Origin of the sequence: Nocardia sp. NPDC051750, from assembly GCF_044453135.1 — a bacterium.
In the GTDB taxonomy this organism is placed as follows: domain Bacteria; phylum Actinomycetota; class Actinomycetes; order Mycobacteriales; family Mycobacteriaceae; genus Nocardia.
Genome location: NZ_JBITCK010000008.1, coordinates 216,009 through 233,978 on the forward strand (window position 1 = coordinate 216,009; position 17,970 = coordinate 233,978).

At 67.8% G+C, this 17,970-nt stretch carries 17 protein-coding genes; 9 read left to right on the forward strand and 8 right to left on the reverse strand.

Annotation, left to right across the window (positions count from 1 at the left end):
- Positions 1 to 5: 5 nt before the first annotated feature.
- The 3 genes from ACIA75_RS32030 to ACIA75_RS32040 are packed head-to-tail and all read left to right on the forward strand — an operon-like array spanning position 6 to position 3,090.
- Positions 6 to 785 (forward strand): enoyl-CoA hydratase/isomerase family protein, encoded by a 780-nt coding sequence (locus tag ACIA75_RS32030; protein ID WP_397110776.1) that lies wholly within the window; start codon positions 6 to 8, stop codon positions 783 to 785.
- The gene (locus ACIA75_RS32035; RefSeq protein WP_397110778.1) at positions 782 to 1,978 is read left to right on the forward strand and encodes an acyl-CoA dehydrogenase family protein; all 1,197 of its coding nucleotides are present in this window, start codon (positions 782 to 784) and stop codon (positions 1,976 to 1,978) included. Before ACIA75_RS32030 ends, ACIA75_RS32035 begins: the two co-directional genes overlap by 4 nt.
- Positions 1,978 to 3,090, forward strand: a complete 1,113-nt coding sequence (locus tag ACIA75_RS32040) for an acyl-CoA dehydrogenase family protein (RefSeq protein ID WP_397110780.1) — start codon at positions 1,978 to 1,980, stop codon at positions 3,088 to 3,090. Before ACIA75_RS32035 ends, ACIA75_RS32040 begins: the two co-directional genes overlap by 1 nt.
- 273 nt (positions 3,091 to 3,363) lie before the next feature.
- Here ACIA75_RS32040 and ACIA75_RS32045 read toward each other — a convergent pair whose 3' ends face one another.
- Positions 3,364 to 3,774: a nitroreductase family deazaflavin-dependent oxidoreductase gene (locus tag ACIA75_RS32045; protein ID WP_397110782.1), complete on the reverse strand. Its 411-nt coding sequence runs from the start codon at positions 3,772 to 3,774 to the stop codon at positions 3,364 to 3,366.
- A gap of 82 nt (positions 3,775 to 3,856) precedes the next feature.
- Between ACIA75_RS32045 and ACIA75_RS32050 the strand changes: the two genes are divergently transcribed.
- Both ACIA75_RS32050 and ACIA75_RS32055 read left to right on the forward strand, forming a co-directional pair.
- Positions 3,857 to 4,108, forward strand: a complete 252-nt coding sequence (locus ACIA75_RS32050) for a hypothetical protein (protein ID WP_397110784.1) — start codon at positions 3,857 to 3,859, stop codon at positions 4,106 to 4,108.
- A complete protein-coding gene (locus tag ACIA75_RS32055) occupies positions 4,105 to 4,515 on the forward strand; it encodes a PIN domain-containing protein (RefSeq protein ID WP_397110786.1) in 411 nt (136 codons plus the stop codon). Before ACIA75_RS32050 ends, ACIA75_RS32055 begins: the two co-directional genes overlap by 4 nt.
- A 138-nt stretch (positions 4,516 to 4,653) precedes the next feature.
- On the opposite strand, the gene ACIA75_RS32060 is transcribed toward ACIA75_RS32055, so the two are convergent.
- The 6 genes from ACIA75_RS32060 to ACIA75_RS32085 form a co-directional block, all read right to left on the reverse strand.
- Positions 4,654 to 5,370 (reverse strand): histidine phosphatase family protein, encoded by a 717-nt coding sequence (locus ACIA75_RS32060; protein WP_397110787.1) that lies wholly within the window; start codon positions 5,368 to 5,370, stop codon positions 4,654 to 4,656.
- A gap of 186 nt (positions 5,371 to 5,556) precedes the next feature.
- Positions 5,557 to 7,257, reverse strand: a complete 1,701-nt coding sequence (locus ACIA75_RS32065) for a class I adenylate-forming enzyme family protein (protein WP_397110788.1) — start codon at positions 7,255 to 7,257, stop codon at positions 5,557 to 5,559.
- A 160-nt stretch (positions 7,258 to 7,417) separates the two neighbouring features.
- Entirely contained in the window at positions 7,418 to 8,611 is a 1,194-nt protein-coding gene (locus tag ACIA75_RS32070; RefSeq protein ID WP_397110789.1) for a MaoC family dehydratase N-terminal domain-containing protein, read from the reverse strand.
- A gap of 13 nt (positions 8,612 to 8,624) precedes the next feature.
- Complete coding sequence (locus ACIA75_RS32075) at positions 8,625 to 9,608, reverse strand: MDR family oxidoreductase (protein WP_397110790.1); 984 nt, start codon at positions 9,606 to 9,608, stop codon at positions 8,625 to 8,627.
- A gap of 169 nt (positions 9,609 to 9,777) precedes the next feature.
- Complete coding sequence (locus ACIA75_RS32080) at positions 9,778 to 10,554, reverse strand: SDR family NAD(P)-dependent oxidoreductase (protein ID WP_397110791.1); 777 nt, start codon at positions 10,552 to 10,554, stop codon at positions 9,778 to 9,780.
- 213 nt (positions 10,555 to 10,767) lie between these two features.
- Positions 10,768 to 12,306 carry a class I adenylate-forming enzyme family protein gene (locus tag ACIA75_RS32085; protein WP_397110792.1) on the reverse strand — a complete coding sequence of 513 codons (1,539 nt, stop codon included), beginning with the start codon at positions 12,304 to 12,306 and terminating at the stop codon, positions 10,768 to 10,770.
- An 82-nt stretch (positions 12,307 to 12,388) separates the two neighbouring features.
- Here ACIA75_RS32085 and ACIA75_RS32090 point away from each other — a divergent pair, with 82 nt between their 5' ends.
- The 3 genes from ACIA75_RS32090 to ACIA75_RS32100 are packed head-to-tail and all read left to right on the forward strand — an operon-like array spanning position 12,389 to position 15,812.
- A complete protein-coding gene (locus ACIA75_RS32090; protein WP_397110793.1) occupies positions 12,389 to 13,780 on the forward strand; it encodes a CoA transferase in 1,392 nt (463 codons plus the stop codon).
- Positions 13,777 to 15,045: an acetyl-CoA hydrolase/transferase family protein gene (locus ACIA75_RS32095; protein WP_397110794.1), complete on the forward strand. Its 1,269-nt coding sequence runs from the start codon at positions 13,777 to 13,779 to the stop codon at positions 15,043 to 15,045. Before ACIA75_RS32090 ends, ACIA75_RS32095 begins: the two co-directional genes overlap by 4 nt.
- Positions 15,045 to 15,812 (forward strand): enoyl-CoA hydratase/isomerase family protein, encoded by a 768-nt coding sequence (locus tag ACIA75_RS32100; RefSeq protein ID WP_397110795.1) that lies wholly within the window; start codon positions 15,045 to 15,047, stop codon positions 15,810 to 15,812. The genes ACIA75_RS32095 and ACIA75_RS32100 overlap by 1 nt, the downstream gene beginning before the upstream one ends.
- Before the next feature lie 112 nt (positions 15,813 to 15,924).
- Here the strand turns inward: ACIA75_RS32100 and ACIA75_RS32105 are convergent, their stop codons facing one another.
- On the reverse strand, positions 15,925 to 17,028 hold the full coding sequence (locus tag ACIA75_RS32105; protein WP_397110796.1) for an FAD-dependent monooxygenase: 1,104 nt from the start codon (positions 17,026 to 17,028) through the stop codon (positions 15,925 to 15,927).
- 222 nt (positions 17,029 to 17,250) lie between these two features.
- Here ACIA75_RS32105 and ACIA75_RS32110 point away from each other — a divergent pair, with 222 nt between their 5' ends.
- On the forward strand, positions 17,251 to 17,961 hold the full coding sequence (locus ACIA75_RS32110; RefSeq protein WP_397110797.1) for a TetR/AcrR family transcriptional regulator: 711 nt from the start codon (positions 17,251 to 17,253) through the stop codon (positions 17,959 to 17,961).
- Positions 17,962 to 17,970 lie beyond the last annotated feature (9 nt).

Consider the following 17,970-nt stretch of genomic DNA (forward strand, 5'->3'; position numbering starts at 1 on the left):
GCGTGATGGGATACGACCTGCCCGAGGTGCTCACCGTCACCGGTGACGGTCCGGTACGGACGGTCACCATCAACCGGCCCGACGAGTTGAACGCGGTGAACGCCGATCTGCACCGGGCGCTGGCCCAGGTGTGGCGGCAGCTCGCCGCCGATACCGAGGCGCGGGTGGTGATCCTGACCGGGGCGGGCCGGGCGTTCAGCGCCGGCGGCGATCTGGACTGGATCACCTCGTTCCTGGACGACCCCGTGGCCCGCGACGAGAGCATCCGCGAAGGCGCGGAGATCATCGAGGAGCTGCTGCGCTGCCCGCTGCCGGTGATCGCCGCGGTCAACGGTCCAGCGGTCGGACTCGGTGCCAGTATTGCGATCCTCTGCGATATCGTGCTCATTTCTGAGCGCGCCCACCTCGCCGACCCGCATGTGGCGGTCGGGCTGGTGGCCGGTGACGGGGGAGCGGCGTTCTGGCCGCTGCTGACCCCGATTCTGCGCACCCGCGAGTACCTCTACACCGGTGACCGAATCGACGCCGCCACCGCGGTGGAGGTCGGGCTGGCCTCGCGGGTGGTCCCCGCCGGCGAACTGCTCACGGCGGCGCACGCCCTCGCCGAGCGGCTGGCGAAACAACCGCAGAACGCGCTCAGCAGCACCAAACGCGTGGTGAACATGTATCTCTCGCAGGCCCTGGCCGGTCCGCTGCAGGCCGGGTTCGCGGCCGAGGTGGTGACGATGCAATCGCCCGAACACCGGGAACGGCTGGAAGCCCTGCGCGGACGGGCGCGACGATGACCTCGGGCGACCTCGAAGCCTTCCGTACCGAGGTCCGGGAATGGTGCCGAACCCATGTCCCGGCCGACTGGCGCACCACCCAGACCGGGGCCACCGACGCGGAATTCGTCGCCTTCCAGCAGAGCTGGTTCCAGGAATTGCGGACGGCGGGATACGCCGTGCCGCACTGGCCGGGCAAATACGGCGGCGGGATGTCGATCCCGGAGCAGATCGTCCTCTACCAGGAACTCGCCGCGCACGACGCCCCGCGGCTGGTGCTGGCGTTCGTATCGATCCATCACGCCGCCGCCACCCTGCTCGCGGCGGGCACCGACGCTCAGCGGCAGCGGCATCTGCCCGCGATTCTCGACGGCGAACTATGGGTGCAGGGCTTTTCGGAGCCGGGCGCCGGTTCGGATCTCGCCGCATTACGCACCGCGGCCCGCCGCGACGGCGACGACTATGTGGTGACGGGACAGAAAGTGTGGGCGAGCGGCGCGCAATACGCCGACTGGTGCCTGCTGCTGGCCCGCACCGACCCGGAAGCTCCCAAACGCAAGGGCATCTCGTATTTCCTGATGGATATGCGCAGCCCCGGAATCGAGGTCCGGCCGATCCGGCAGGCGACCGGTGAATCGCATTTCTGCGAGATCTTCCTCGACGAGGTCCGGATCCCGGCCGGGAACCTGATCGGTGCCGAAAACCGGGGCTGGCAGGTGGCGCAGCAGACGCTGGGTGCCGAACGCGGCCTGACCATGCTGGAACTCGCGGAACGCCTCGGCAACGCGGGTTTCCGCTGGCTGGTCGAGGAATGCCGGAAACCGGACGCCTTCGGCCGGTCCGCCCTCGACGACGCGCGGACCGCCGACCAGCTGGCCCGGCTGGAGACCGAACTGACCGGGTTGCGGGCACTGTGCCGCGATCTGGTCGAACGCCACGACGCGGGCACCGTCGGCCCGGCCGACGCGTCCATCGTCAAGCTGTACTACAGCGAGGTCCTGCAGCGGATGACCGATTTCGGTGCCGAGATCAGCGGCCTGCCCGGCCAGACGGTGCTGCGCAAACCGATGTCGGGCGGCTGGGAGTCCGGCGCCTGGGTGCTGGATTTCGTCGGCTCCTGGGAGTGGACGATCCCCGGCGGCAGCAGCGAGATCCAGCGCACCATCATCGGTGAACGCGGACTGGGCCTGCCCAGAGAACCGGCGGGGACGTGATGAGCGAAAACTTCAGCGAATTCCACGACGAACTGCGCACGGTAGCGCGGGACCTGCTGGGAAAGGCCGGTGAGACGGCTGTCGAGTGGCCCGCTCTGGCCCGCGCCGGGTGGACCGGGCTCGAAGTGGGTGCCGGCTTCGACGGTGCCGCGGCAACGTTCACCGAGATAGCGATCCTGCTCGAGGAAATCGGCCGGGCCGCCGCTCGCACCCCTTACCCGGCGGTCGCCGCGGCGGGTATCGGCGCGCTGCACCTGCTCGAGCCGAATTCCCGCCGCGACGCCGTACTACGCGAGACCGTCGCGGGGACTGCTCTACCCGTGGCGGTACTCGGTGGAGATATGGTGCCGGCGGCCGGCGGCGAAACGGCTTGTGCCGGCACCGGAGGCATAGTACCCACCTTCGAATTGGTCCAAACCGGTCCGGGCATTCTGTTGTCCGGATCGGCGGAATACGTGTTGGACTTGCCGGCGGCCACCGTGCTGCTGGTCCCCGCCCGCGCTGCCGACGGCACACTCGGCATCGCTGTGCTCGAACCCGGCGCCCCGGGTGTCCGGATCACCGAGCAGCCGGTCGTCGACGCGACCCGCTCGTTCGGCCGGGTGGCCGCCGACGATGTCGCCCTCGACCCACAGTCCTTCCTGCCGTTCGCCGCTACCGACCGCCCGCTGCGCCACCTCTACGACCGGGCCGCACTCGCGGTCGCCTGCGACAGCTTGGGCATCGCGGCAGCCATGCTGGACGCGACGGTCGACTACGCCCGGGTCCGTGAACAATTCGGCCGCCCCATCGGCTCGTTCCAAGCGGTCAAACACGCCTGCGCCGATATCCTCGTAGAGCTGACAATCGCCCGCCAACTGGTCGCCGCTGCCCTGACAGCAATGGCCGGCACATCACCGGACACCAGCCGAACGGTGGCGATGGCGAAGTCGTTCACCGGTGAGGCCGCGGTCCGGATCGCGGGCAAAGCCATGCAGTTACACGGCGGTATCGGCTACACCTGGGAGAGCGGGATCCACCGCTACCTCAAACGCGCCACCCTCAACCGCTCCCTGTACGGCTCACCGGCCGACCACCGCCGGGAGCTGGCCCAGCGCTATCGGGACCACTGACCGGTCGTTGCGGTCGGCGTCACGGACCGGATGTGCCGCTGACTTCATTGCGCGGTCTCGGACGGATATTCAGCCGGCAAACCAGCTGTTCGCCGGTAGGTGGTGCGCTACTCCCGTCGATCGACCCCATCGGCAGCCGAGCCGAGCACCTACGGCACCCACCTGCAGCCCGAATCGGCCGCAACGCCATCAGTGCTGGTCCAATCATATGCGTGGTTTTCTGGGTCATTACTCAGACCGCTGACCAATGGCCGGTATGTCCGGAGAATGTCGTCAGGCGAGCTTCACTCTCAGGTAGTGCGCAATTCCGATGCGCTCAAACGTCCGTCGGCGCTTCGGCGAGAGCATTGGCAAGGCTGTTGCCGCGTCGATCACTTCGGGCGATGTCACGTCCTGGGTTTCGCCTCCGGCCGACACTGTCGCCTGCCCGGTCGCGAGCACGTTCTGTAGCCAGTCCACTCGGGTGCCATAGGCCAAGGGAATGATGAACCCGTCCTGTACGCGATCTGCTCCGACCGGCGTCGAGTACTGTTTGCCTGATTTTCTGCCGGTATGCCGAATGGCGGCCGCGTAGGAGTTCTTTCGCCCGGCAAATGCGCTCATGACCGGGTTGAGCAAGTATTTGTTGGACATACGAATCGCGCGCAGCAGCGGGCGGGGCCAAGTTCCTGGTGCGAGCGCCATATCTCGGATGCTACCGGCCGGGTCCGCGTGCCGACCGGCGATATCCGCGCGACCCTGGAGTATCGGCGGTAGGATAGGTAGCATGAGTGAGCGTACCGGCAAGTATTCGATCACGATGCCCCGTGACCTCGCCGAGGCAGCCCGGAAGCGCGGCGGCCCTTCGGGCCTCTCCGCGTACGTTGCCGCTGCGGTCGCGCGTCAGATCGAGCGAGATAATCTCGACGAACTCATCAGGGTGGCCGAAGCGGGACACGGCCCGATCGGCGACGAAGAGATCCAGGCCCTGCGCGACCAGCTACTGAAGGCCCGACACGGGGAGGGAACCGCCGCGTGAGCGGATCCGCATCCTCCGGCGGCACTCTGGTTCTCGACAGTGAGGGGCTCGCCAAGGCCGTGCTGCGCGACCGTGCAGTCACCGGCTGGCTTGCCCTGGCCCGCGCCGATGACATGCGCGTCATCACCTCCGCCGCCACTTTGGTGGAGGTAGTTCATCCCCGGATCAAACGCCCGGCCTTGGAATGGACGCTTTCCCGGCTGGTGATCGAACCGGTCACCGAGCCCATCGCGCGTCACGCTGCCGCCCTGCTCGCCGACGCGAATCTGCACGGCCACAAATACGCCATCGACGCCATGCTCTCCGCCACCGCACTCTCCGCCGCCGGCCCCGTCACCGTACTCACCTCCGACCCTGACGACCTAACAGCACTCTGCGGCAGCCACGCCACCATCATCAAAATCTGATTCGACGAGGTGAACGCGGTCACTTGCTGCCGAGCGAGACGGTTCTCGGCTATTCCGGACCAAGGCGCGGTGGATGTCCGGTTGCCCGCACATCCGAGCCCTCGGCGAGCACTACCCGCGACTCGGCAAGCGGTCGGGTCAGGCGGTTGGGGTGCCGTCCCAGGAGACGAGCTGCCAGCCCTTCTCCGGAGTGCCCTTCACGACGACCCGGCCGGTGTTCTGCAACGGGTCGCTCTGCAGCTTGCTCGGGTCCGGGTCGGAGACGGACATGAGCGTCCAGATCATGATGGCGCCGCCGTGGGAGAAGATCGTCGCACGCTTGCTGCCGCGGTTCTGGATGTCCTGGATGGAGTCGTCCATCCGCTGCTTGAACTCGTGGCCGTCGATCGAGCCAGGGATCCGGGCGTCCAGGTTGCCCTGTATCCACTGCAGTGGTGCTGCGAAGTAGTCGCGGCCGCCCTCGTGCTCCGGTTGGCCCTCGTAGATGCCGGCCTCGATCTCGTGGAGGCCCGGCTCGACGGTAACGGAGCGATGACACCGGTCCGAGGTCGGCTTCGCTGTCTGCTGGGTTCGGATCATCGTCGATGCGTAGACACCGTCGAATTTGCAATCGGCCAGGTACTCGGCCACCGCGGCGGCTTGGGCCCAGCCCTTGTCGGTCAGGCCGGGGCCGGGGGTGGATGTATCGATCAGGCCGGAAGCATTGCCGGCCGATTCGCCGTGGCGGATGAAGGTGAGGAACATTTCACCGGTGTGCGGCGCAGCAACCGCGCTGCCGCTTCCGGTGGCAATGATCGCCACCGCGGCGATGATCGCTGCGATCATCGCGGACAGGCGAGATTTGATGAGATGCACAGGGACTCCTCCGGGATGGATGGGGGCCACGCCGGAGCGTGGAAGTGGCCAGAACCGGCACGTTAAGGGCAGCGCGAGAGGATCCCGAGACTCTTTCCCGCTGAATGGCATCCTCGAGGCAGAGAGACCCGCCATCGGCTTGTATCGCAGCTCGGGGTGCCCACCGCAGCGCACGGCGTCGCCGGCCTACTCGGTGGCGAGTCGTCGAGCCGCCAGTGTGCGGAGATCGGCGGATTTGATCTTCGAGCTGCCGGTCAGGGAGAGGTCGTCCTCGGTGAAGAACAGGATCTCGCGGGGGACCTTGTAGCTGGCGAGCTGGTCGCGGAGGTGGTCGCGGATCGCGGCGGCGTCGAGTAGCCGGCCGGTGTGCGGGACGACGCAGGCCACGACCATCTCGCCCAGCGTTTCGTGCGCGACACCCACCGTGCGACCGATCTTGACGCCGGGATAGCCGGCCAGTACCTCGTCGACCTCGAGCGGGGAGACGTTCGCGCCGCCCGTCTTGATGATGTCGGTGAGCCGGCCTTCCCAGTACAACCGGCCTGCCTCGTCGAGGTAGCCGCCGTCGCCGGTGTGGAAATAGCCGTCGTCGTCGAGGGTTTCGTCGAGGGGCGTGCCCAGATAGCCGAGCATGAGGGTGGGTCCCTTGACGTAGATCTCGCCGCGGTCGCCCCGGTTCAGGGTGGCGCCGGTGAGCGGATCGGCGATCTTGATCGTGTTCCCGGGCAGGGGGACACCGCTGCTCCCGGCGATCGTCTCCTCCGGTGCGCAGGCGGGGAAACAGGTGGTGATAGTGAAGGTTTCGGTATTGCCGTACGCGTGGCCGGGCTCGGTCCAGTCGGTCTCGATGGTCGGGTGGGTGGCCAGCGGAAGGTCCCGGTCGACGAAACGCACACTGCTCAGGTCCACCGACTCCCAGTTCGGGGCACCCTGGAGCTGGGCCTGCTGGTGCGGCCACGAGACCGGGAAGGTGACCCGCTCGGACTGCATGAGTTCCAGGGCCGCCCCGGCATCGAACAGCGACTGCAGGACCAGTGTTCCGCCGGCGGCCAGGGTGGCGCCCAGCGCTTGACCGAAATTGCCCGACCAGAAGAAGCCGTTGGCGGTCCAGCAGCGCACCTCGTCGTCCGGGCCGAAACCGAACATCCGCGCAAACCGCCACATCTGGATCGCGACCCCGCGATGTGCGCTGCGGATACCCTTCGGTTTGCTGGTGCTGCCGGAGGAGAAGAACAGCACCGCGGTATCGCTGGGCTGCACGGTTTCGGCGGCGGCAGTGATCAGCGCGGGATCGGTTTCCTTGCCGCGGGCCAGGAAATCCGGCCAGCTCTCGATGGCCGTACCGGGCAGCGGATCGCCCACCACCGCGAGATGCCGCAGGAAAGGGTAGGCGGTCGAGGCGACGGCACCGGGGGCTGCCGTGCCGAGTTGCGGTTCCAGGCCGGTGAGGACCTCGCCGAAATCGGTTTTCGCGACCCGGCGTTCGAACAGCAGCACCGACACCCCGGAGATCCGGAGCAGATGATCGAGCTCCGGCTGGGTGGAGAAGGTGCTGAGCGCCACCGCGACACCGCCGGCCAGCGCGGTCCCGAACACCGCCGCGAGCCATTCGGCCCGGTTGGTCATCAGCACGCCGACGCGGCTGTCCTTCCCGGCACCGCACGCCCGCAGCGCCCGCGCGACCTCATGGGACCGCTGCCACAGATCCGTGTAGGTCCAGCTCGAGCCGTCCTCCGGAGAGATCAGCGCGGTGCGGTCGGCGTAGGAGTCGGTCACCTCCCGGAGGAAGCCCGGTAGCGTGAGCGTCCCCAGACCGGGTTCCTCGGCCAGCGGTGGCCCCGCGGCGATCGCTGCCGTATCGGGGGTGTGCGGGGTCCCGGTGCTCATCGCCGGTGTCCTCTCTGGTGGTGCTCTGTACGCGGCGCGCGACGAGTGCTGTTGCGCGGTCCCGTGGTGGTGTTGTCCAGCGGTGCGGGTGATCGGCCGCGCCGTGCGCGGTCCCGGGTGCGGCGCGCGGTGGGCTATCGCGCGCCGCGCCGTTACCGCGTCACAGCGGGAGTTCGACCTCGGCGGTGCAGGAGACCAGCGTGCCGCCGTCCTGGTTGGTGAGTTTCAGTTTCACCTGGACGAGCGGGACACCCCAGGTCGATTCCGGCGTCTTGTCAACGATCTCGCCGTCGAAGTAGGTGACATCGCCTTCGAACGCGGGGAGCCGGAAATCGGCCTTGGTGTGCCGGACCATCCCGTCGTTTCCGGCCCAGTAGGCCAGATAGTCGGTGCACCAGCCACCCATGGTGGCCCCGTACCCGTAGGCCCGGGCCATGCCCACATCGCTGGCCTTGTCGGCGTCGATATGACCACGCGAGGGGCCGACGTACAGGCCGTCGCGCAGGCGCGGATCGATCATCGCGCCCTCTTCGTCGAACCCGAAACCCTCGGTCCAGCCCGGGTCCTGGTAGACCCACGGGTCTTCGATACCTTCGGGTGCCGTCCACCGGAACGTGCCCCAGATGTTGAACAGGAAGGCCCGGTATTCGGTGGTGAAACTGGCGATGCTGTGCGGGCCGATCACCCGGCGCGGCAGTTTGTCGCCGACCTTCACCTCATCGAAATGCGGTGATACGCCGAGCCGGTTCGAATGCAGCCATTCGGTGCGCAGCGCGTCGACCTCGGCCAGTTCCGCGGCCGTCCACTTCTTGATCTCGCCGAGCTGGTTCTCGTACATACCCCGCTTGTTCGCCTCTTCGGCGAGGTAGCGGATCGCGGTCGAGCGCTCCTTGGCGACGAGCGCGCCGTGCTGGTTGCGGTGGATCGTATCGCCGCGAGAGAACATGGTGGGACCGGCGAAATTCGTTTCCGCCACCTTGTAGTCGTGGAAGCGGCGATCCTGGAACAGCTGGTCACCGGGCCGGATCGGCACGCCGTAGAACCACCATTCCTCGCCGCCGAAGATCAGATGGCTGTTCGGGATATGCCCGACGCACGCCGGGGCCGCGCCGTGCCCGTAGTCCAGCGCCACCGCGATCGACTGCGGCGCGATCAGTCCGCCGTAACGGGATTCGCGGGCGAATTCCTGGTCCCAGTGCAACGGATTCGGATAGTCCATCGCCATCACCCAGCGGCGGATATCGGAGGTGCTGCACGGATCCCAGAGCTGGCCGCCGCCGATCGGTTTCCCGACGCGGTGGTCGACATCGCTCAGATCGAGTTCGACGGTGGATTCGGTCGTTTTCTTGGCCACGAGAAACTCCTGCTCAGCGATTCACATCGACGACAATGCGACCGCGGACGGTGCCCGCGATGAACCCGCCGGCCGCTTCGATCGCCTCACCCAGGGGGATTTCCCGGGCGATCGAGTCGAGAACGGCAGGGTCCAGATCGCGGGCCAGACGGCCCCAGGCGTCGAGACGTTTCTGGATGGGTGCCATTACGCTGTCCACACCCAGCAGCGAGACGCCGCGCAGGATGAACGGGGCGACGGACGCCGGGAAATCCATGCCCTGGGCGAGGCCGCAGGCGGCTACGGCGCCGCCGTAGCGGGTCTGCGCGGCGGCGTTGGCGAGGGTGTGGCTGCCCGCGGTGTCGACGACACCGGCCCAGCGTTCCTTCTGGAGGGGCTTGCCCTTCTCGGCGAGTTCGGCACGGTCCACGATCGTGGTGGCGCCGAGCTGCTTCAGATAAGCGTGCTCGTCGGCCTTCCCGGTGGCGGCGGCCACGGTGAATCCGGCCTTGGTGAGCAGGGCGATGGCGACACTGCCGACCCCGCCGGTCGCACCGGTCACCAGGATCTCGCCGCTCTCGGGGGTGCGGCCGTGGTTCAGCAGCGCGTCCACGCACAATGCGGCGGTGTAGCCGGCGGTGCCGATCGCCATGGCCTGGCGTTCGGTGAACTCGGCCGGCAGCGGGATGAGCCAGTCGCCGTTCAGCCGGGCGCGCTGGGCCAAACCGCCCCAATGGGTTTCGCCGACACCCCAGCCGTTGAGAACGACCTTGTCGCCGGCGGACCAGCGCGAGTGGCTGCTGGTGGTGACGGTGCCCGCGAGGTCGATACCGGGAACCATGGGGAACTTGCGCACGACGGGGGAGGCGCCGGTGATGGCGAGCGCGTCCTTGTAATTGAGGGTGGAGTAGGCCACCTCGATCTCGACATCGCCTTCGGGCAGCTCGGTTTCGTCCACGCTGCTGAGTTCGACCTGGGGGCCGGCTTCACCCTTGTTTATGACAATTGCGGAGAACATCGGTGCTGTGGTCCTTCCTCGATCCGTTCGGGTATGTGTCGTTCCAGCATCTCGAACGGCGTGTCCCGGGGGACAGGGTGCCGGGCCGCGAAGTGTGGAGAATTGCATTCTCAAAAACAAGAATCATATTTCCACCTGAGATATTCGCTGTCAACACCCTGTCCGGCGGTCAGCGCGCCGTCCAGCCGCCGTCGACGACGATGGTCTGCCCGGTCACGTAGCGGCCGGAATCTCCGGCCAGCCAGACGACCGCGCCGACGATGTCGTCCGCGGTGCCCTCGGTGGGCAACGGGATATTGCGCTTCAGGTATTCGGCGCCGCGTTCGCTGTCGTAGAGGCTGTCGGTGATCTCGCTGCGGAAGAACCCCGGCGCCACCGTGTTCACCCGGATCGAGTGCCGGGCCCACTGGACAGCGAGTTCCGACGTGAGCCCGGACAGACCGGCTTTGCTGGCGGCATAGGAAGCCTGCGGGATACCCGGGACCCCGACCCGCCCGCTGATCGAGGAGATGTTCACGATCGAACCGCGGCCGAGATCCCGCATATACGGAAACACCTGCTGCGCGAGCAGCAGCGGCGCGACCAAGTTCAGATCGAGGGTTCGCCGGATATCGTCGAGCGGCTCGGATTCCGCACGTTCGGTACCGAACCGGTTGCCTGCGGCATTGATCAGGATCTCCGGCGGGCCCAGCCGATCGGCGACTTCCGGAACGATCTCGGCGATCCGGTCCGGCTCGGCGAGATCACCGCCCAGGGCCAGGCCGCCGATCTCCTCGGCCAGTGATTCGAGCCGGTCGCGGCGGCGCGCCACGACGGCGACGCGCGCGCCCAGGCCCGCCAGTGAACGGCTCACCGCGGCGCCCAGGCCGGAAGACCCGCCGGTCACGATGGCGACTCGGCCGTCCAGGTCGAAGGGCTGCAGGGCAGCCTCTCGGGCGCCGCTCATACGCTGTCCATTCTGTGTCTGCGAGGGATCCCCGGCGGCATAGCGCTGCGCTGCGTCGCCGACCCGTTCGTGCTGAGTGCGCAGGGCCGGTGCGAAGGCCGTAGGTGGTGACGCTCCGCGGCCCCTGCCGGGCTCGAGCCAGGAGCGTTCTGCGTATGGGGCTCGGCTGCGGGCCCTCTGCGGTGACGCTGCGCTCGAGCCTCCGGGCCTGACCTACTCATGTCGTGCCTGCCCGGCGATCAGGTCGGGGAGCCGGGTGCGCACGACTTTGCCCATGGCGTTGGTGGGTAGCGTATCGACCGCGGCCCACACCTCGGGGACTTTGTATCCGGCGAGCTCACGCCGGCAATGTTCGGCGAGTTCGGCGAAATCTACTGCGGTGCCGTTCGTTTCGATCACAGCCGCCACCTGCTGGCCGAGTCGCTCGTGCGGTATCCCGCAGACCGCGGCCTTGCCGACCGCGGGATGGGTGTCCAATACCCGCTCCACCTCGAGCGGGTAGATATTCGCGCTACCGCGGATTATCACCATCTTCTTGCGGTCCAGGAGAGTGAGCCGGCCGGTCTCGTCCACGGTACCGATATCGCCGGTGGCGACCGGTCCCGGTGGCGGTGGCTGGATTCCGCCGTCGGCCCAGTGCCCGAGCAGTGGACGCCACAGATTCGCCCACGGTCCTTCGGTGCGTCCGGCAAGGTGCAGTTCGCCGATCTCGCCCGCGGGGAGCCGGTTTCCTTTGTCGTCGTAGGCCGCGACGTCGTAGTGCGGCAGCACCCGGCCGCTTGTCCGCCGGTCCCACTCCGCACCGGGCGGGTCGATGGAGACGACGGTCGGCGCCTCGGTGAGGCCGTAGGTTACCCGGGGCACCAGTCCGTGAGCGGCGGCGAACGCCTCGCGAAGATGATCCGAGGTGTCGCTGCCGCCGCTCCACACCTCCTGCAGTGAACTCAGATCGAGTTCCGGGCTGGCCGCCAGGTCGTAGAGCTGGGCGGGGGCGCCGTTCCAGACCGTCACCTTCCGCGTCGCGATCCATTCCGCGACTCCGGCCACGTCCCGGCGATCCATGATCACCGCGCAGCCGCCCGCCTGGGCGGTGAGCAGCGTGGTGAGTACGAACATGTTGAGGATCGTCAGCGGGAAACTATCGCCTTTGCGCAGGTCCGGGCCCCAGCGGCGGGTCGCTACCAGGACCGCGCCGGGCAGCAGCATATTCCGCTGGCTGTGCACGACCGCTTTCGGGCGCCCGGAGGTGCCGCTGGTGAAGGCGATTCCGGCGGGCGCGTCGAGTTCGGTCGTGACAGCGGGTGCCGCGGGCGCGGTCAGCGCGGCGGCCCACTGTGCGGAGTCGACCCGCGACGGTGTGCCGATCTGGCAGCGGGGCCCGGCCAGAACGACCTCGGGGCTGATCAGATCGTGCAGATACTGCTGTTCGGCGGCGGCCATCGCCTCACCGATTCCCGCCCAGATCGCGCCGATCCGCTGCGCGCCGTGGAAGGCGGCGACGATATCCAGATCATTGGGCAGGCAGGCCGCGACCCTGTCGCCGGGTCGGACGCCGAGCGACCACAGCGCGCCCGCCGCCGCATCGGCCCGCTCGTCAAGTTCGCGGTAGGACCAGATGCCCGACGCCGCTTCGATCGCGGGGGAATGCGGGTTCGCCGCGAGGGCAGGACGCAGCACCTCGGCGATGGACGTGGGCAGGCGTATCGCGCTGCCGCCGTCGTCCTCGACACTCTCGCCATTGAAACTGGGCACCCATACTTGATATCACTATCCTTGCAAAGATTCATCAGATAGCCGTCGATTTGTTCGCGCGGCCCGGTGAAGGTAGGGCGTAATGCAGCACACAGGGCCGCTGGCCGGTGTCCGCGTCATCGATCTGACGGCCATGGTGATGGGCCCGTACTGCACCCAGATCATGGCCGATATGGGTGCCGACGTGATCAAAGTGGAACCCCCGGCCGGGGACAACACCCGCTATATCTCGGTGGGCCCAGAGGAGGCGATGGGCGGGGTCTTCGTGAACGTGAACCGTGGTAAACGCAGCGTGGTCCTCGACCTGCGCGACGAATCCAACAAGGCGGTGCTGCGCGAGCTGATCGCCGAGGCTGATGTATTCATCCACTCGATGCGCGGAAAAGCCGTTACCGCACTGGGTTTCGGCTACGAGCAGGTGGCCGAGGTGAACCCGGCCATCGTCTACACCAACTGCTACGGCTACAGCCGCCGCGGACCCGACGCCGACCGCACCGCCTACGACGACACCATCCAGGCCGAATGCGGACTGCCCTATGTCCAGCAATTGCTCACCGGCGAACCGAGTTATGTCGGCACGATCATGGCCGACAAGGTGGCCGGGATGACCGCCCTCTACGCGACCATGATGGCGCTGTTCCATCGGGAACGCACCGGAGAGGGACAGGAAGTCGAGGTGGCCATGTTCGAGACCATGGCCGCGTTCATGCTGGTGGAACATGCCAACGGTGCCCTGTTCGATCCCCCGCTGGGCACCGCCGCGTACCCGCGGGCCGTCACCAGCGAACGCGCCCCGTATCGCACCGCCGACGGGTATATCTCGGCGCTGGTCTACAACGACAAACAGTGGAACGCCTTCGTGGGTGCGGTGGCCCCGCCCTGGGCGGGCCCGGAGTTCGCGACCCTTCCGCAACGCGCGGCCCGGATCGACGTCGTGTACGCGCATCTGCGCGAAACGTTCCGGAGTCGCACCACCGCGGAATGGCTGGAACTGCTGAATTCCCTCGATATTCCGGCCGCCCCCGTGCGCACACTCGACGAACTACTCGACAACCCTCAGTTGAACGCGACCGGATTCTTCGAAACCGTCGAAACGCCCACCGGTCCCGTACGCTTCCCCGGACCACCGACCTGGTTCTCTCGTACTCCCGGCCGGGTCGCCGGTCCCGCGCCCCGGCTGGGTGAGCACACCGCGCAAGTCCTGGACGGTGCCGCGGCGTCCACCGACACGCCACGGCCGACGGAGCACGCACGAACCGCCGGGACAGCCGAGTCCGGTTCGCCGGGACAATCCGGAGGTGCTGCGGAGGAACCAGGGCCCGCCCGGACCGGCAGTTCCGTGTGGGCCGCAGGGCAGGCAGGGTCGGCCGGTTCGGCAAGGACCGTGCGGGAAGCCGGCGAGGCCGGGTCGACAGCACACGGGCTCGCGGCCGGCGAAGCGACCGTGTCCGCGGACCGGGGTGATCATCGGTGAGCACCGTTGCGGCAGCCGAACTGGATCTGCGCCGATTCCTGCGCCCGGGCGACCGGATCGTGATCGGTCAGGCATGCGGGGAACCCAGCACCTTGATCGAAGCGCTGATCGCGCAGGGTCGCGATATCGGCGGACTGTCCGCCTTCGTCGCCACCAGTTTCTCCGGAATCTTCACCCCGGAGTCCACCGATTCGTTCGCGCTGTCGAGTATGGGCGCGATCGGTTCCCTGCGGGCGATGACCCGGGAACACAAACTCGGCATCATCCCGTGCCATGTCAGTCGGGTGGGTCCGATGATCGAAGCCGGAACGCTCGGCTGCGATGTGGCGTTCGTCCAGGTCAGCCCCGCTGATGAGCACGGCGTGCACAGCTTCGGCCTGATCGGTGACCACACCCGTGACGCCGTGGACCGGGCCCGGGTGGTGATCGCCGAGGTCAACGACCAGGTGCCGTACACGCCCGGGGCGGGAGTGCGCGCCGACGAGATCGACTGTGCGGTCCGGGTCTCCCGTAGCCCGGTTCAGGTACCGTCCGCCGTGCTCGGCCCCACCGACGAAGCGATCGCCAAGTACGTCGCGTCCTATATCGAGGACGGTTCCGTGTTGCAGGTCGGAGTCGGCGCCGTCCCGGACGCCGTACTACGGCTGCTGGGGGACCGCCGGGATCTGGGCGTCCACTCCGGGATGATCGGCGACGGCTTGGTCGACTTGATCGAGTCAGGGGCGATCACCAACGCCCGCAAGCGGATCGACGCCGGGGCCACCGTCACGGGTGCGCTCATCGGCTCCGACCGCCTGTACCGCTTCGCCGACCGCAACCCGCAGCTCCGGCTGTGCCCCACCTCCTACACCCACGACGCGGCGGTCCTCGCGCAGCTCGACAATCTCGTCACTCTCAACTCCGCGATAGAAGTCGACCTCACCGGCCAGGTGAATGCCGAACAGAGCGGGTCGGCCTACCTCGGTGGCACCGGCGGCCAGGTCGATTTCGTCCGCGCCGGAGCCCGGTCGCGGGGCGGGCACGCCGTCATAGCCCTGCCCGCCACCGCGAAACGCGGCACCGTCAGCCGGATCACCGCTCAGCTGTCGGGTCCGGTCACCACCGCCCGCAGCGACGTGGATGTGATCGTCACCGAATTCGGTGCCGCCGAACTCGCCGGCTGCTCACTCGCCGAACGCACCCGCCGCCTGATTGCCATCGCCCATCCCGATTTCCGGGAAGACCTGGACCGGGCGGCCGCCGAGATCCAGCGACGAGGATTCTGATGACCGACGCAGTACTGTTCGACGCCCGCCCCGACGGGATCGCGGTCATCACCCTGAACCGCCCGGAGCGCCGCAACTGCCTGGACAAGGAGGTCCGCGCGGGTCTTTTCGATGCTTGGGACCGCTTCGAACGTGACCCGTCATTGCGCATCGCCATCCTCACCGGCACCGGTCCGAAGGCGTTCTGTGCGGGCGGCGATCTCGCGGAAATGGTCGAAACCCGCATGGCCGAACCACCCCGCGATATGTTCCCCCTGCCCTACGACACAATCGAACTCTCCAAACCCACCATCGCCGCGGTCAACGGCGCCGCCTTCGCCGGCGGCTGGATGATTGCCCAGGCCTGCGATCTGTGTGTGGCCAGCACCACCGCCACCTTCGCGGTCAGCGAGGTGAAAGTGGGCCGCAGCTCCCCCTGGGCCGCACCGCTGATCCACATGATCCCGCAGCGGATCATGATGGAAATCCTGCTCACCGGAGACCCCATCACTGCCCAGCGGGCCTACGAGATCGGCCTCGTCAATCGCCTCGCCGAACCCGATGATCTCCTGCCGGCCGCGCTCGACCTGGCGGGCAAGGTGCTCGCCGGGGCCCCCCTGTCGGTACGCGCGGCCCGCGAAACCGTCATGCTGGCCACCGAGATGGGTCGCTCGGCCGCCCTGGAAGCAGCACGCCACTCGGCTTCCCGGGCCTACCGCAGCGCCGACGCCCAGGAAGGTCCCGCGGCCTTCGCGGCGAAACGGAAGCCACGCTGGACCGGCCGGTGACCCCGCGGGTGATGTGAGCATCCATCGGGACACAACTGGCTCTGACGTCACCGACCACACAGGCCCCGAAGCCGACCGTGCGCCGACCATCGTGATCACCGCTTTCGGTAGATCAGAGCGTCCAGGAATAGGCCGGCGTTACCGAACGGCCGAAGAGTGCACTGGGCAGGAGGGGGAACGCGGTGTCGCGCAGCGCGGTTGCCAGTGACGAGCTCCAGTGGGCGGGCGCGGCGACCCGGCGCGAGAGCTGGACGATCATCTGGGTGCGGGGCCTGCGGACGCGGTCGTATTCTTGCAGTCCCGCGTCCACGCCGAGCCTGTCCACGGCGGCAGCCAGCGTGACGGCGTCCTCGAGTGCCTGGCAGGCGCCCTGGCCGAGGTTTGGGGCCATGGCGTGGGCGGCGTCTCCGAGAATCGCGATCTTTCCGCGGATGTAGGTGCGCAGGTTCGGCAGTTCGAAGGTGTCGTGCTGCAGGACGGCCTCCGGGCGCGCGCTGTCGAGCAGGGCGGGGACGGGGTCGTGCCAGTGCGCGAACCGCTCTCGGAGTCGATCCAGGCCCGTCCGGGATCCGGCTGGGGCGTTGCCCATCAGGTAGCAGTAGACACGGCCGTCGGGCATCGGCATATAGCCGAATCGTTCCCCCTTACCCCATATTTCGACGCTGCCCTCGACTGTCCGGGGTGCGGTGATCAGACGCCAGGTGGTGTATCCCAAATAGCGCGGGCCGGCCGCGTGTGGCCAGATCGAGCGCCGGGTCACGCTGTGCACGCCGTCGGCGCCGACCACGAGATCCGCTGTGCTGGTGCCGCCGTCGTGCTGGACCGCGCCGTCGGGTAGCACTTTCCGAACGACGGTTCCCGGTCGCAGGGTATGCGCGGGGAGGGCCGCGCGCAGGATGTCCACCAGTGCGGCCCGGTGGATGATCGCCCACGAGCCGAAGCGCCGTTCGAGTTCCTCGATATCGTTGCGGATCAACCAGGCGCCGTTGACGCCTCGGATGCCCCGCAGTGGGGCGGCCGACCCGCCGGTCCGCACGAGGTCGCCGAGGCCGAGTGTGTCCAGGGCACGCAGCCCGTTGGGCTGGATCGACAGCCCCGCGCCGATTTCGGTGATCTCCGATGCGCGTTCGAGTACCTCGACCTGCCAGCCACGCTGGTGGAACGCCACCGCGGCGGCGAGTCCGCCGATGCCGCCACCCACCACCAGCGCCTTCATCGCCGAACCTCGCGGTTATACGCCGGCCCGGCGGCGTCGCGCATTCGAGCGGTTCTGGACTGCCGCCACCACACCGCCGTCACGACCAGCACAACTGCCGGAAGTGTCCACCACCAACGTTCCATGCCAACTCCTTAATGACTCTAAAAGATTTAGAGTCATTAAGACACCATAGATGCTCTAGGATGTCAACGAGTGCAGTGAACCGGCAGAAGGGTGACGATGTCGACGCAGACCGGCGGACGGCGGGCGCGACTACGCAGAGCCACCTTGCAAGAGATCCACGAGGCAGTACGCACGCTGCTGGTCGAGCAAGGGTCGGCCGCGGTGACCATCAACGCGGTAGCCCGGCAGGTCGGGATGAGCGGGCCTGCGCTCTACCACTATTACGCCGGCCTCGACGCGCTGGTCGGTGCGGTGACCGCGGATTTCTTCGACGAGCTGGCCACCGCGATGGAACAGGTCCGTGACGCTCGTGCCCACGCGCCGGTCGGCGAGCGCATACTGGCGGTCTGCCGCGCTATGCGCACCTGGGCGATTACGCACCCGGCCGAGTTCGGCTGGATCTTCGCTGCCCCGATCACACCGTCGAACCGGCAACCGGATTCCGAACGCCACCGCGCCGGACAGCGGTTCGAACGGGTGCTGAGGGACCTGACCGTCGAACTCTGGCAGACGCGCCCGTTCCCGGTGCCCGACCCGGCGGACCTGCCCGCGTCTCTCCGCGAGCAGCTGATCGCCTACTCGGCCTCGATCGACAACCAGTTACCACCGGAGGCCGCGCACGTCTTCCTGTCCGCCTGGATCCGGCTGTACGGCCTGTTGTGCATGGAAGTCCTGCACCAGCTCGACTTCGCCTACACCGATCTCGAACCGGTCTACGAAGAATGTCTGCGCGACCTCACCGCTGCCCTCGGCCTGGACCGGCCATAACCTCCGCGT